We start from the raw sequence: 13,486 nt of genomic DNA on the forward strand, positions 1-13,486 counted from the left end.
CGCACATCCGGCCTTTCGCGCCAGGGGCGATCGGATAGGCTTGCAGGCCAGAGAAGGGATCACCGTGGAGGACTACCGCCGACCCGAGCCGGATGAGATCCGCCGAGGTTCGAGCCTCAGTGGGGACGCCGGCGAAATCGATCGCGGCACCGACACGACGCAGACTTTCGGGCACGATTCCGACCTGTCGTTCGTGCCGTTCGGCAGCGATCTCTCGGCGGCGGAGCTCGAGGCGATCGACGCTCTTCCGAGCGGCGCCGCGCTGCTGATCGTCCGCTCCGGTCCCACTGCGGGCGCCCGCTACCTGCTCGACACCGACGTCACGACCGTCGGACGACATCCCGAGGCCGACATCTTCTTCGATGACGTCACGGTCTCGCGGCGTCACGCCGAGATCACCCGGGATGCGGCGAACTTCGAACTCGTCGACCAGCGATCGCTGAACGGCACGTATGTGAACGGCGAGCGCGTGGATCGAGCGGCGCTCATCAACGGCTCCGAAGTGCGCATCGGCAAGTTCCGGCTGAACTTCTTCGTATCGCCCGCTGACCTGGCTCAGCCCGCGGACGGGTGATGCCCGCCGCATCCGCCCGCGAACGTCCATCGTCCGCGGGTCTCCTGAGCATTGGGCAGGTGCTCGCGAGGCTCTCGCCGGAGTTCCCCACCCTGACCTCCAGCAAGCTCCGATTCCTCGAAGTGCAGGGCATCGTGACGCCCCTGCGAACCGAGTCGGGCTATCGCAAATTCACACCCGACGATCTCGAGCGTCTGCGACTCGCGCTCACGCTGCAACGCGATCACTACCTTCCCCTGGTCGTCATCCGCGAGTACCTGGAGGACGTCGATGCCGGCCGCGATCCGGCGACTCCGACCGCCGTGCCGCCGCCGTCGATCGTCCCGGCGCCCCGACGGTATCGCCGCGAAGAGCTGCTCGTGGCCGCGGGTGCCGCGCCGCAGCTGCTCAACGATGCGATCAGCACCGGCGTGCTGGTCGGCTCGGACTCCTACAACGACCAGTCCGTCGCGCTGCTGCGTGCGCTCGTCGCTCTCGACCGGCACGGCATCGAGCCCCGTCACGTGCGAGCGCTGCGCCAGAACGCGGAACGCGACGTCGCCCTCGTCGAGTCTGCGCTGGCGCCACTCTTGCGGCGGACGGACGCAGCTTCGCTCGGTCGAGCCGGGGAACTCGCCACCGAGCTCGCCAAACGTCTCGAGGAGGTGCGCGCGATCTTCGTGCGCTCCGCGCTCGACCGGCTGCTCTCCTGAACGCGGTCGACGAGCCCGCCGCACGCGACACGCCGACGGCTCGCGGCGGATGTCGTTGCCCGAGGCGGGGGGCTGATCTAGCGTGGACATAACGGGCCCAGAGGGGGGATGCGCATGACCGGTCGCGATTCAGGCGACGATCAGCCATTCGTGGCCGATCTCCTCTTCACCGACGGACTTCCGCAGATGGATGACGAAGTCGGCTATCGCGGCGCCGTTGCAGCGCGTGCCGCCGGCATCACCTACCGCCAGCTCGACTACTGGGCGCGAACCGAGCTGGTCGAGCCTACTGTGCGCGGGGCGACCGGCTCCGGTTCGCAGCGGCTCTACGGCTTCCGCGACATCCTGGTGCTCAAGCTTGTGAAGCGACTGCTCGACACCGGCATCTCGCTGCAGCAGATCCGCACCGCCGTCGAGCAGCTGAGGTCATCCGGCATCCGCGATCTTGCCGGCACGACGCTCATGAGCGATGGCGCGTCCGTTTACCTCTGCACCTCGAACGACGAGGTCATCGACCTCGTGAGCCGGGGCCAGGGTGTGTTCGGCATCGCCGTCGGCAAGGTGCTGAGCGAGGTGGAATCGACGCTCGTCGACTTCGACCCGCAGGCCCCCGACACGACGGACGAATTGTCGGCGCGTCGCGCCGCGCGGACGGCCTGACCTTCGATTCGGGCGCTTCGCGGCCCGCTCGACAACCGGGGCGGGACTATGCCCGGGCTTCGCCGGCGACGGGGATGCGTCCGGTGCGCATCACTCGGTCGAGCAGCGCGTCGAAGTCGGCCGCGAGCTCCTGAGCCGAGTCGCCCGGCCAGATGTGCAGCGGCTTCGCCGCACCCTGTGCCTGCTGGAGCGACGTGCGCTCGGGCAGCTGGGGTGCGAGTACGAGCGGGCCGAACATGTCGCGCAGCTCTTTGATGCGGAACTGGTGTTCGATCGACTGCGGGCGGACGCGGTTGACGACGATGCCGAGGGGCTGAAGTCGCGGCGAAAGTCCTCGGCGGATCTCTTCGATCGCGCGCAGGGCGCGATCGGCAGCCGCCACCGAGAACAGACCGGGCTCGGTCACGACGATGACGCGATCAGACGCGGCCCATGCCGTGCGGGTGAGCGCGTTGAGAGACGGAGCGCAGTCGATCAGCACGAGGTCGTAGTCGGCCTCGATCGTGGCCAGTGCCTCCTCGAGCTTCCAGACGTCGCGGACACTGGGGTGCGGGCCGTCGAAGTTGATCGCCGATGGACTGCCGATCATGACGTCGATCGTTCCCGGGTGGACCTTCGCCCAGCCGCTGGACGTGATCGCCTGCCGGACGATCTTCTCCTTCGGATTGCCGAGCACATCCGAGACGTTGAGCCGGCCGGCAACCTGGATGTCCATGCCCGTAGAGACGTCGGACTGAGGATCGAGGTCGACCACGAGCGTGCGAACTCCCCGCGCAAATGCGGCAGAGGCGAGTCCCAGCGTCACGGTTGTTTTACCGACCCCGCCCTTGAGCGAGCTGACGGAGAGTACGTGCACAAGGCTCTACGTTACCTTCCCCTAGGCTGATGGCACACTCAACCCGCTTCCAAGGCTGCTCAGCGAGGTGTGCATGTTCCGAAAGATCCTGGTCGCGAACCGGGGTGAAATCGCCATCCGAGCGTTTCGCGCCGCATACGAGCTGGGCGCTCGCACCGTCGCGGTCTACCCGCACGAGGACCGCAATTCGCTGCATCGGCTGAAGGCCGACGAGGCGTACCTGATCGGCGAGAAGGGGCATCCCGTCCGGGCCTACCTCGACGTTTCGGAGATCATCCGCGTGGCCCGCGAATCCGGTGCGGACGCGATCTACCCCGGCTACGGGTTCCTCTCGGAGAACCCCGACCTCGCCGAGCAGGCGGCCGCGAACGGCATCGCGTTCATCGGACCGCCCGCGAGCGTGCTCGAGATGGCGGGCAACAAGGTGACCGCGAAGCACCACGCGATCGCGGCCGGAGTGCCCGTGCTGCGCTCGACGGAGGCGTCCGACGATCTCGACGCGCTCGTCGCGCAAGCCGACGACATCGGCTTCCCCATCTTCGCCAAGGCCGTCGCAGGTGGCGGCGGTCGCGGCATGCGGCGTGTCGAGACGCGCGAAGAGCTCGCGCCCGCACTCGCCGAGGCCATGCGAGAGGCCGCCAGCGCGTTCGGCGACGCCCGGATGTTCCTCGAGCAGGCGGTGCAGCGGCCGCGTCACGTCGAGGTGCAGATCCTCGCCGACAAGACCGGCACGACAGTGCACCTCTTCGAGCGCGACTGCTCGGTGCAGCGCCGCCACCAGAAGGTGATCGAGATCGCCCCCGCGCCGAACCTCGACCCCGACGTGCGCGATGCGCTGCACCGTCACGCCGTCGCCTTCGCGGAGTCGATCGGGTACGAGAACGCCGGCACGGTCGAGTTCCTGCTCGAGACCGCCGGACCTCGCACCGGCGAGATCGTGTTCATCGAAATGAACCCGCGCATCCAGGTCGAGCACACCGTCACCGAGGAGGTGACGGATGTCGATCTCGTGCAGTCGCAGATGCGCATCGCGGCGGGTCAGAACCTCGCCGACCTCGGCCTGCTGCAGCACCAGATCCAGCTGCGCGGGGCCGCGCTGCAGTGCCGCATCACGACGGAGGACCCGACCCAGGGCTTCCGGCCCGACACGGGCAAGATCACCACGTACCGCTCGCCGGGTGGTGCCGGGATCCGACTCGACGGCGGCACGACAGCCGCCGGGTCGCAGATCAGTCCGCATTTCGACTCGATGCTGGCCAAGCTGACCTGCCGCGGCCGCGACTTCGGCGCCGCGGTCGTCCGGGCGCGGCGCGCGCTGGCCGAGTTCCGCATTCGCGGCGTGTCGACCAACATCCCGTTCCTGCAGGCGGTGCTCGATGATCCGGATTTCGTCGCGGGCAATGTCAGCACGTCGTTCATCGATGAGCGTCCGCAGCTGCTGCGCGGCCGCGAGTCGAAGGACCGCGGCACGAAGATGCTCAACTGGCTCGTCGATACCACCGTGAACCAGCCGAACGGCGAGAACCCGGTCACCGTCGATCCCCGGCTGAAGCTGCCGCGACTCGACCTGACCGTGCCCGCGCCGGCAGGGTCCCGGCAGCGGCTGCTCGAGCTCGGACCCGCGGGATTCGCGCGGGCGCTGCGTGAGCAGACCGCCCTCGGCGTCACCGAGACGACCTTCCGCGACGCACATCAGTCGCTGCTGGCGACCCGCGTGCGGACAAAAGACCTCGCCATCGTCGCACCCTACGTCGCTCGCATGACCCCGCAGCTCCTCTCGGTCGAGGCCTGGGGCGGTGCGACCTACGACGTCGCCCTGCGGTTCCTCGGCGAGGACCCGTGGGAGCGCCTGGACACCCTCCGCGGCGCCCTTCCCAACATCGCGATCCAGATGCTGCTGCGCGGCCGCAACACGGTCGGCTACACGCCATACCCGACCGAGGTCACCGACGCGTTCGTCCGCGAGGCGGCGACGAGCGGCATCGACATCTTCCGCATCTTCGACGCGCTCAACGACGTCAACCAGATGCGCCCGGCGATCGACTCCGTCCTCGCGACGGGAACCGCCGTCGCCGAGGTGGCCGTCTGCTACACCGGCGACCTGCTCAACCCGGCCGAGGATCTCTACACCCTCGACTACTACCTGCGACTGGCCGAGCAGATCGTCGACGCGGGGGCCCACATCCTCGCGATCAAGGACATGGCGGGCCTCCTGCGGCCGAGTGCGGCATCCCGCCTCGTCACGGCGCTTCGCGAGCGTTTCGATGTGCCGGTCCACGTGCACACGCACGACACCGCCGGGGGTCAGCTCGCCACCCTGCTCGCCGCGAGCATGGCGGGGGCGGATGCCGTCGACGCGGCCGCCGCGCCCATGTCGGGCACGACGAGCCAGCCCTCGCTCTCGGCGCTCGTCGCCTCGCTGTCCCACACCGAGCGCGACACCGGGATCGATCTCGACGCCGTGTCGGACCTGGAGCCGTACTGGGAGGCCGTGCGCCACCTGTATCGACCCTTCGAGTCGGGTCTGCCCGGCCCCACCGGTCGCGTGTACCACCACGAGATCCCGGGTGGGCAGCTGTCGAACCTGCGGCAGCAGGCCATCGCCCTGGGTCTGGCAGAGGACTTCGAGCTGATCGAGGACATGTACGCCGCCGCGAACAACATCCTCGGCCGCGTGCCCAAGGTCACACCCTCGTCGAAGGTGGTGGGCGATCTCGCGCTGCACCTCGCGGCAGTCAAGGCCGATCCGGCCGATTTCGCCGAGAACCCGCAGAACTACGACATCCCCGACTCGGTCGTCGGCTTCATGGCGGGTGAACTGGGTGATCTGCCCGGCGGCTGGCCCGAGCCGTTCCGCACCAAGGTGCTGCAGGGGCGTGAGGTGAACATCGCCGTCACGCCGCTCACGGCTGCCGAGTCGACGGCTCTGGAGGGGGATGCCGCGGCTCGCCGCGACATGCTCAACCGGCTTCTCTTCCCCGCCCCCACACGCGCGTTCCACCAGGTGCGCGAGGTGTTCGGCGATCTCAGTGTGCTCGACACGGTGGACTACCTCTACGGCCTCGCTCCCGGATCCGAGCACGTCGTCGAGATCGAACGAGGCGTTCAGCTGTTCGTCGGCCTCGAGGCGATCGGCGCCGCGGACGAAAAGGGCATGCGCACGGTCATGACGACGCTGAACGGTCAGCTGCGACCCGTCTTCGTGCGTGACCGCAGCGTCCAGGTGGATATCCGTCAGGCGGAGAAGGCCGACACCTCCATTCCGGGTCAGATCGCCGCCCCGTTCTCGGGAGTCGTGACGCTCAAGGTCGGCGTCGGCGACACTGTCGCGGCCGGTCAGCCAGTCGCCTCGATCGAGGCGATGAAGATGGAAGCCGCCATCACGGCACCCATCGAAGGTGTGGTCGATCGGCTCGCGATCAGCGAGACGCAGCAGGTGGATGCGGGTGACCTGTTGGTCGTCGTCCGTCCCGCCCGTTAGCCTTGGGATCATCTGCCCCGAAGGCACCCGACCTTTTTCTAGGAGAACCCCGCAGTGACGCCCGATCGCCCAGACCACACCGACGACGACGCAGCCCACGGCGTGCTCTCCGACAGCGGCAGCATCGAGACCAGCGGTCTCGGCATCCTCGGCGGCGCGACCGAGGGGTTCAGTGTGAGCCTGCCCGCCGCGTCGGACGATGATCTGACAGACGATGACGACGTCATCGGCGACGAGATGCCCCTCCAGATCGACACCGACCTGGCCACCGAGACGGCCGAGGGTGAGATCATCGATGTGAGTCCACTCGCGTACGACGAGTCGGACGGTCGGGGCGACGCCGTGGCGGGGCACGATGTGGAGGATGCTGAAGTGATCGACGATCCAGCGGCCAAGAACATCGATGGCGGATCCGCGGCACCGTCGCCTTCCGCCGACGCTGCATCGGGGTACGACGCGTTGATTGCGGGTGCCGTTGCGGCCGCGGTTGCCGAGCCGGAAACCGTCACCGGGTCCACGCCCGCCACCCGCCGCGAGGCCTACCACCCCGACAGTCTCGACCGCGTGCAGTCGGTGGAGCGCGTCACCCCGCACACCGAGGTGACGCTCACCTCGAAGCGTCTGGGTGAGTTCGACGGCAACCGCGAGTCGGCTGACCTGCTCACGGCCGACCGGCTGCTCGATCCTCACCAGGTCGTGCGTCCAGAGCCCGAGGGCGCCTGGCAGCACTTCGTCTACTCGATCTCCGGCCACCGCATCAATCTGGGTGACGGCAAGCGCGCCCGCGCGAGCAAGGAGCTCGATCGCCGCATCGCCGCGCCCCTGACCGGCGGAGCCCGATTCGTGCCGGTGCTCTCGCGCAAGGGCGGTGTGGGCAAGACGACCGTGACCACACTGCTGGGCATGGCCCTGGCAGATGCCCGCGACGACCGTGTCATCGCCGTCGATGCGAATCCCGACAGGGGCACGCTCGCCGAGCGCATCGCACGCAGCAGCGGCAAGACGGTACGCGACCTCGTCCGCGCTCGCGGGGAGGTCGTCGGATACAACGACCTGTCCTCCATCGTCGCTCGTGACGAGACGCGCCTCGACGTGCTCGCATCGGATGCCGACCCGCGCGTGTCGGAGGCCTTCAGCGACCGCGACTATCTCGATGTCGCCTCGCTCGCCGCTCACTACTACTCGATCGTCCTCACCGACACCGGAACCGGCATCGTGCACTCGGTCATGGGCGCGACCCTCGATCTCGCCGATCAGCTGGTCGTCGTCTCGGGGCTCAGCGTCGACGAGGCACGCCTGGCGTCCGAGACGCTCACCTGGCTCGAGACGAACGGCTATGCCGAACAGGTGCGCTCGGCGGTCGTGGTGCTCAACTCCGCCCGTCCCGGCACACCGCTCGTACGGCCCCAAGAGCTCGAGGGCCACTTCCGCACGCGGGTGCGCAACGTCGTGCGCATTCCCTATGACCCGCACATCGCGGCCGGGAGTGCCATCGCGTTCCGCGACCTGCAGCCCGCCACCCGTCTCGCGGCGCGTGAACTGGCAGCCTCGGTCGTCGAGGGCCTGCGCTCGCTCGCCCGCGCTGCCTAGGCATCCATGACCGTTCGTCCCATCCGTGTCTTCGGCGACCCCGTGCTGAAGTCCGTCAGTGCGCCGATCGATCAGATCGACGACGGCGTACGCGCACTCGTGCGCGATCTCATCGAGACCGTCGAGCTGCCAGGTCGCGCCGGGGTTGCGGCACCCCAGATCGGTGTCGGGCTGCGCGCCTTCAGCTACAACATCGACGGTGAGATCGGCTATGTGATCAATCCGGTCCTCGTCGAGGTGTCGGGTGAGCCGGAACCGGTCGGCGAGGGCTGCCTTTCGGTGCCGGGCCTCTGGCACGACGCGCTCCGCCATCCGTGGGCGAAGGTCGTCGGCATCGACCTCGACGGCAACGACGTCGTGCTCGAGGGGGAGGGGCTGCTGGCGCAGGCGCTGCAGCACGAGACCGACCACCTCGACGGCACCCTGTTCCTCGACCGTCTCACGCCCGAGAGTCGTCGCGTCGCGATGCGCGAGATCCGCGAGTCGGACTGGTTCTGACGCGTATCGCCCGTTGAGCGTCGGGCCCGGTTCGTCTCGCGGAGAGCTGCACTGAGCGAGTGGAGCGAGCCGCAGTGTCGCTCGACGACGGGGCGACGGAAAGCCCCGGGATGCGGCATCCCGGGGCTTCGTCGTCAAGCCGCTCTGCTACGAGAGCGACACGTTCGTCGTGCTCACCGGCACGCTGTAGAGCTCCTCGACCGCGATGGCGTAGTCGTCCATGATGACGTTCCGCTTGATGCTCATCTTCGGCGTCAAGTGACCGCTCGCTTCCGTCCACTCATCCGCGAGGATCACGAACTTGCGGATGGATTCGGCGCGCGACACGGACTTGTTCGCGTTGTCGATCGCCCGCTGCACCTCGGCGCGGACGGCGTCGTTCTTCGCGCAGTCGGCGAGCGGCATGTCGGCCGCCAGGCCGTTGTTGCCGAGCCATGTGGGCAGCATCTCGGGGTCGAGTGTGATGAGCGCCGAGATGAACGGCTTCTGGTCGCCGACGACCACCACCTGGCCGACGATCGGGTTGGCGCGGATCGGGTCTTCGAGGGCCGCGGGGGCGACGTTCTTGCCGCCCGCTGTCACGATGATCTCCTTCTTGCGGCCGGTGATCGTCAGGAAGCCCTCTTCGTCGAACGTGCCGATGTCACCGGTCTTGAACCAGTCGCCGTCGAACGCCGCCGCAGTGGCCTCCGGGTTGCGCCAGTACTCGCGGAAGACATTGATGCCGCGCACCTGGATCTCGCCGTCATCGGCGAGACGCATCCCCACGCCGGGGAGCACGGGACCGACGGTGCCGATCTTCGACTTCTTCGCGAGGTTGACCGTCGCGGGCGCCGTCGTCTCGGTGAGGCCATAGCCCTCGAGGATCGTGATGCCGAGGCTGTGGAAGAAGTGGCCGAGCCGCGAGCCGAGCGGCGCGGATCCCGACACCGCGAACTCGACCCGCCCGCCCATCGCGGCGCGGAGCTTGCTGTACACGAGCCGATCGAACAGGGCGAACTTGATCTTCATGAGGAAGGGGATCTTCTTGCCGTCCTGCAGCAGCTTCGAGTGCTCGATCGCGGTCTGCGCGGCGGAGCGGAAGATCTTGCCCTTGCCTCCCGCCTCGGCCTTCTGCTCGGCGGAGTTGTAGACCTTCTCGAACACGCGCGGCACGGCGAGCAGGTACGTCGGCTTGAACGAGGCCAGCGCGGGCAGCAGGTTCTTGGTGTCGGGCTGGTGCCCGGTCTTGACGCCTCCGACGACGTTGAGGATCGAGATGAAGCGCGCGAAGATGTGCGCCGTCGTGATGAACAGCAGGGTGGATGCTCCCGGCACCTCGACGACCTCGCTCAGCGCCTTGCCGGAGTTGCGGGTCAGCTCGACGAAGTTGCTGTGCGTGAGCACGCACCCCTTCGGCCGGCCCGTCGACCCGGACGTGTAGATGAGGGTCGCGATGTCGGCGCCGTTCGCGATGTTTCGGCGCCGCTCGATCTCGGCATCCGTCACCCCCGCGCCCTGTGCGCTGAGCGTGTCGAGGTCGCCGTTGTGCATCGCCCACACCGAGCGGATGAGGGGCAGATCGCTGCGCACCTCATCGAGTCGCGCGGAGTGCTCGGCGGACTCCACGATGCACGCCACGGCGCCCGAATCGGCGAGGTTCCACGCCACCTGCGCGGGCGAACTGGTCTCGTAGATCGGGACCATGACGGCACCCGCGAAGAAGAGCGCGAAATCGACGAGTGTCCACTCGTAGGTGGTGCGCGCGATGAAGCCGACCTTGTCGCCGGGCTCGAGCCCTGCCGCGGCGAAGCCCTTCGCGAGGGCGACCACCTGGGCGTGGAAGTCCGCGGCTGTGATGTCGCGCCATCCATCGCCCTCGGGGACGGCGAACAGGGCGAGCCCCGGGGTCGCCTTCACGCGTTCGACGAGCAGGTCGGTGACGTTCGCCTGCGGATCAGCAGGGACGATCGCGGGGACTTCGAATTGCACCACGGCAACTCCTTCGGTACCGGTTGAATCTCGGGATGAGGTCTGCGTCGAGTCTATCCTCGGGATGCGATCGCCACCGGGGGGTGTGGAACCGGCTCCGCCGCTAGACTGCAAGGCGCCGTCGCCTGAGCGCCGGTGGGAGAGGAACAGCGGTGCTCAAGGTCGGAATCGACATCGGCGGGACGAAGATCGCGGGAGGTGTCGTCGACGAGGACGGACACATCATCGAGAAGCTTCGTGTCGACACACCGGAAGATACGCGTGCACTCGCGGATGCCGTCATCGACATGACGCGGCATTTCAGCGCAGGACACGACATCGCGGCCGTCGGAGTGGCCGCCGCCGGATTCATCGACAGAGATCAGGCCACCGTCATCCACGCCCCGAACATCGCATGGCGAAACGAGCCGCTAAAAGCGACCCTCGAGGCGCGCATCGACGTGCCGGTCGTCATCGAGAACGACGCGAACGCGGCAGGCTGGGCCGAGTTCCGGTTCGGTGCCGGCCAAGGCGTCGGTCACATGGTCATGCTCACGATGGGCACCGGTGTCGGGGGAGCCGTCGTGCTCGACGGAAAGCTGTTCCGGGGCGGCCACGGCATCGCCGGGGAGCTCGGACACACGCGATTCATCCGCGATGGACTGCCGTGCGGCTGCGGGCAGAACGGATGTCTCGAACAGTACGCGTCCGGACGAGCCCTGCAACGGGCGGCGAACGAGATCGCGGACAGCGGAGGGATCGGCGAAGCGCTGGCCGAACTGCGGGCGGACAAGGGCACGATCAGCGGACCGGCCGTCTCACGCCTGGTCCTCGCGGGAGACCCGGGGGCGATCGAAGCCCTCCGGCGCGTCGCTACGGCGCTCGGCGAGGCGTGCGGCGGATTCCAGGCCGTGCTCGATCCCGAGCTGTTCGTCATCGGCGGCGGTGTCGCGCAGCTGGGGGAGGATCTTCTGACCCCGGTGCGGATGGCGTACGAGACGTCTCTGCCCGGATACGGCGACCGGCCCGTCGCTGCGTTCGCCATCGCCCAGCTCATCAACGATGCCGGCCTCATCGGCGCCGCCGACCTCGCGGTCGCGCAGGGATAGCGGATGTTCTACTGGCTGATGAAGTACGTGGTGATCGGACCGATCTCGAAAGCGATCTTCCGCCCATGGATCGTCGGCCGCCGCAATGTTCCCATCGAGGGCGGTGCCATCCTCGCGAGCAATCACCTGTCGTTCATCGACTCGATCTTCCTGCCGCTGATGATCGACCGGCGCGTCTCGTTCCTCGCGAAGAGCGACTACTTCACGGGCAAGGGTCTCAAAGGGTGGGCGACCCGGTTCTTCCTCAATGCGTCGGGCCAGCTTCCGATCGATCGATCCGGAGGAAAGGCGTCCGAGGCATCACTGAACACCGGTCTTCAGGTGCTCGGGCGAGGCGACCTTCTCGGGATCTACCCCGAGGGCACCCGCAGCCCCGACGGCAAGCTGTATCGCGGACGGACGGGCATCGCGCGCATGGCTCTCGAAGCGCACGTGCCGGTCGTTCCCGTCGTGATGGTCGACACCGACACCATGATGCCGATCGGTCGGCGCGTGCCCCGGGTGATCAGGATCGGCATCGTCATCGGCGAGCCCCTCGACTTCTCGCGGTTCGAAGGCATGGAGGGTGACCGGTACATCCTCCGCTCGGTCACCGATGAGATCATGGTCGCCCTGCAGCGGCTGGGGGAGCAGGAGTACGACGACGTCTATGCCTCGACGGTGAAGGAACGGGCCAAGGCGAAGTCCTGAGGCTGCCGGCGCGGCGTCACACCTCCCGGTCACAATAGACTTGGCGGATGCCTGAGCAGCCCGACCACCTCGACCACTGGCGCACCCTGCCCATCAAGCAGCAGCCGCAGTGGACGGATGCTGACGCTGTCGCCGCCGTCTCCGCCGAGATCGCGACGCTGCCGCCACTCGTGTTCGCCGGTGAGGTCGACAACCTGCGCGACCGGCTGGCGCGCGCGGCATCCGGTCGGGCATTCCTGCTGCAGGGCGGTGACTGCGCCGAGACGTTCGCCGGCGCCACCGCCGAGCAGATCCGCAATCGGATCAAGACCGTGCTGCAGATGGCGGTCGTGCTGACGTACGGCGCCTCGATGCCCATCGTGAAGATGGGGCGGATGGCGGGCCAGTTCGCCAAGCCGCGTTCGAGCGACACCGAGACCCGCGGCGACGTCACGCTGCCGGCGTACCGCGGCGACATCGTCAACGGCTTCGACTTCACCGAGAGCTCGCGGCGTGCCGACCCGGCGCGGCTCCTCAAGGGCTACCACACCGCCGCGTCGACGATCAATCTCATCCGCGCCTTCACCCAGGGTGGCTTCGCCGACCTGCGCGAGGTGCACTCGTGGAACAAGGGCTTCGCCGAGAACCCCGCCAACCAGCAGTACGAGCGGCTCGCGCACGAGATCGACCGCGCCATCAAGTTCATGGAGGCGGCGGGCGCCGACTTCGATGAGTTGCGCCGCGTGGAGTTCTACACCGGCCACGAGGGCCTGCTGATGGACTACGAGCGGCCGATGACCCGCATCGACTCGCGCACCGGCACCCCGTACAACACGTCGGCGCACTTCGTGTGGATCGGCGAGCGCACGCGCGACCTCGACGGCGCGCACATCGACTATTTCTCCAAGATCCGCAACCCGATCGGCGTGAAGCTCGGTCCCTCGACCACCGCGGACGACGCGCTGGCGCTGATCGACAAGCTCGATCCCGAGCGCGAGCCGGGTCGCCTGACCTTCATCACGCGCATGGGCGCCGGCAAGATCCGCGACGCACTGCCGCCGCTCCTCGAGGCCGTCCGCAACTCGGGAGCGACACCGCTGTGGGTCACCGACCCGATGCACGGCAACGGGATCACGACACCGACGGGGTACAAGACACGTCGCTTCGACGACGTCGTGGATGAGGTGCGGGGGTTCTTCGACGCGCACCGCGCGGTCGGCACGTTCCCCGGGGGCATCCACGTCGAGCTCACCGGTGACGACGTGACGGAGTGCCTCGGCGGCTCGGAGATGATCGACGAGGCGACGCTCGCGACCCGCTACGAGTCCCTGTGCGACCCGCGCCTGAACCACATGCAGAGTCTCGAACTGGCATTCCTGGTGGCCGAGGAGCTCGAACAGCTCTAGG

Annotated in this window: 11 protein-coding genes; 9 read left to right on the plus strand and 2 right to left on the minus strand. The window is 68.0% G+C overall.

The genetic code is table 11. The annotated features are described in order from the left end of the window. Window positions 1–64: 64 nt before the first annotated feature. The 3 genes from ABD188_RS11030 (at window position 65) to ABD188_RS11040 (ending at window position 1,926) form a co-directional block, all read left to right on the plus strand. Entirely contained in the window at window positions 65–574 is a 510-nt protein-coding gene (locus ABD188_RS11030; RefSeq protein ID WP_344061872.1) for an FHA domain-containing protein, read from the plus strand. Next, window positions 574–1,266, plus strand: coding sequence for a transcriptional regulator FtsR (ftsR, locus tag ABD188_RS11035; protein WP_344061875.1), 693 nt, complete (start codon window positions 574–576; stop codon window positions 1,264–1,266). Before ABD188_RS11030 ends, ftsR begins: the two co-directional genes overlap by 1 nt. 114 nt (window positions 1,267–1,380) lie before the next feature. Then, entirely contained in the window at window positions 1,381–1,926 is a 546-nt protein-coding gene (locus tag ABD188_RS11040; RefSeq protein WP_344061878.1) for a MerR family transcriptional regulator, read from the plus strand. Between the two features lie 46 nt (window positions 1,927–1,972). Here ABD188_RS11040 and ABD188_RS11045 read toward each other — a convergent pair whose 3' ends face one another. Next, window positions 1,973–2,782 carry a ParA family protein gene (locus tag ABD188_RS11045; RefSeq protein ID WP_344061881.1) on the minus strand — a complete coding sequence of 270 codons (810 nt, stop codon included), beginning with the start codon at window positions 2,780–2,782 and terminating at the stop codon, window positions 1,973–1,975. A gap of 73 nt (window positions 2,783–2,855) precedes the next feature. Here ABD188_RS11045 and ABD188_RS11050 point away from each other — a divergent pair, with 73 nt between their 5' ends. The 3 genes from ABD188_RS11050 to def are packed head-to-tail and all read left to right on the plus strand — an operon-like array spanning window position 2,856 to window position 8,351. Continuing rightward, window positions 2,856–6,263, plus strand: coding sequence for a pyruvate carboxylase (locus ABD188_RS11050; protein WP_344061884.1), 3,408 nt, complete (start codon window positions 2,856–2,858; stop codon window positions 6,261–6,263). 54 nt (window positions 6,264–6,317) lie between these two features. Continuing rightward, on the plus strand, window positions 6,318–7,853 hold the full coding sequence (locus tag ABD188_RS11055; RefSeq protein WP_344061887.1) for a MinD/ParA family ATP-binding protein: 1,536 nt from the start codon (window positions 6,318–6,320) through the stop codon (window positions 7,851–7,853). A gap of 6 nt (window positions 7,854–7,859) precedes the next feature. Continuing rightward, a complete protein-coding gene (gene def / locus ABD188_RS11060; protein WP_344061890.1) occupies window positions 7,860–8,351 on the plus strand; it encodes a peptide deformylase in 492 nt (163 codons plus the stop codon). Window positions 8,352–8,498: 147 nt separating this feature from the next. Here def and ABD188_RS11065 read toward each other — a convergent pair whose 3' ends face one another. After that, a complete protein-coding gene (locus tag ABD188_RS11065) occupies window positions 8,499–10,325 on the minus strand; it encodes an AMP-dependent synthetase/ligase (RefSeq protein WP_344061891.1) in 1,827 nt (608 codons plus the stop codon). A 149-nt stretch (window positions 10,326–10,474) separates the two neighbouring features. Here ABD188_RS11065 and ABD188_RS11070 point away from each other — a divergent pair, with 149 nt between their 5' ends. From ABD188_RS11070 to ABD188_RS11080, 3 genes are read left to right on the plus strand one after another with little or no spacing between them, the layout of a single operon-like run. Then, window positions 10,475–11,410 (plus strand): ROK family glucokinase, encoded by a 936-nt coding sequence (locus tag ABD188_RS11070; protein ID WP_344061894.1) that lies wholly within the window; start codon window positions 10,475–10,477, stop codon window positions 11,408–11,410. A 3-nt stretch (window positions 11,411–11,413) separates the two neighbouring features. After that, on the plus strand, window positions 11,414–12,100 hold the full coding sequence (locus ABD188_RS11075; RefSeq protein ID WP_344061896.1) for a lysophospholipid acyltransferase family protein: 687 nt from the start codon (window positions 11,414–11,416) through the stop codon (window positions 12,098–12,100). Window positions 12,101–12,147: 47 nt separating this feature from the next. Continuing rightward, window positions 12,148–13,485 carry a class II 3-deoxy-7-phosphoheptulonate synthase gene (locus ABD188_RS11080; RefSeq protein ID WP_344061899.1) on the plus strand — a complete coding sequence of 446 codons (1,338 nt, stop codon included), beginning with the start codon at window positions 12,148–12,150 and terminating at the stop codon, window positions 13,483–13,485. Window position 13,486 lies beyond the last annotated feature (1 nt).

This window comes from Microbacterium pumilum (assembly GCF_039530225.1).
Classification (GTDB): Bacteria; Actinomycetota; Actinomycetes; order Actinomycetales; family Microbacteriaceae; genus Microbacterium; species Microbacterium pumilum.